This window comes from Polaromonas sp. P1_G2 (assembly GCF_056405515.1).
In genome coordinates this window covers 1-1,222 of sequence record NZ_JBFUBY010000510.1, presented here as the reverse complement: position 1 = coordinate 1,222, position 1,222 = coordinate 1, and the positions used below count along the sequence as shown (strand labels likewise).

At 52.2% G+C, this 1,222-nt stretch carries 2 protein-coding genes; both read left to right on the top strand.

The genetic code is table 11. The features are described from left to right. Positions 1-367 (top strand): hypothetical protein (locus tag AC1D0P_RS25775; RefSeq protein WP_477679326.1); only part of this gene is annotated, 367 nt, incomplete at its 5' end. Positions 368-408: 41 nt separating this feature from the next. Continuing rightward, complete coding sequence (locus AC1D0P_RS25770) at positions 409-1,098, top strand: hypothetical protein (RefSeq protein ID WP_477679325.1); 690 nt, start codon at positions 409-411, stop codon at positions 1,096-1,098. The last annotated feature ends 124 nt before the right edge of the window (positions 1,099-1,222 follow it).

Here is a 1,222-nt window from a genome sequence, read left to right as displayed (position 1 = left end):
TTATTTGCTCTACAACCCATGGGAAGTCCCATTCGAAGTGCAAACCCCCTTGACGTCAAAACCTAAGTTGATCGGCGCAGGCAACGCGGGAACTCGCGTAGTGCCCGCAGCGTTAGTTGCGCAGAAAATGGTAGGCAAGTCACCGACGTTTACTCCTTCGTTCCAAGATATGCACGGACTGACGGGCAGCAGTCGTCATATGGCAGGCTGGCGTCTTGATCATTTCGTAGCTGATCTGGTTCTTGGCTGTAAAGAAGGAAAAATCATCAATACGGAAGACCAGAACACCATGCGAAGCCTATTCTCGGAAAGATCTGGCCCCATCTCGGCGGCAATTGCCATCGGTATAGAAGGCTCCAACGGATGAAGCTGCGCGTTCTTGCCTAGCGCGACGACTTAGGATTAGGGATGGAAAACCCTCCAAAAAAAACGACGGGCGATACCGTCCATGCGATAGTGAAAAGTATCGCGAGTGCCGTACCGACGGCAGGTGGGCCACTGTCCGTGCTGCTTGAGACGTTGTTTTCCCCTCCTATCGAACGGCGAAAAGAGAAGTGGTTCAAACAACTTGCCGAAGTTGTTTCGCAGTTGGAGCAGCGAGTTGAAGATCTCTCCGTCGAGAAGCTATCGAAAAACGAGCTTTTCATCACTATTGCTCTTCAATCAACACAAATTGCACTGCGCAACCATCAAGATGAGAAGATCAGTGCATTGAGGGGTGCGATTCTTCATGCCGGACTCCCGGGCGGACCGGACGAGCAGCTTCAATTAATGTTTCTGCAGTTTGTTGACGAACTTACGCCATTGCATTTGGTAATGCTTGCAGTACTCAATGGCCCTGTTCGTTGGATGGAACAGCATCAGATTCCGTATCCCGGTTGGGGTATGGGTGGCGTGTCGGCCGTTGTTGAACACTGCCTTCCCGCAGTTCGCGGTAGGCGCGAGATCTGCGAGCAAATCGTTCGCGACCTTCAAGCCCGAGGACTGATCCATCAAGGCCAGTTTCTCAATGTCACTATGACGGGTAATGGCATGGTGGAGTCACGCACTACGGAGATGGGTAAAGCCTTCATCGCTTATGYGTCTGAGGGGGCGTAGCCGGTATGGAAAACACTCAAGGCGACCGCGGCTCGTATCTCCGTGGACTTGCAGTGTCCATTTCTGTCATCGATGATTTTGGCCTTTTCCGTGCGTGTGTCCATTGTCTTTCTCCGCATGAGGC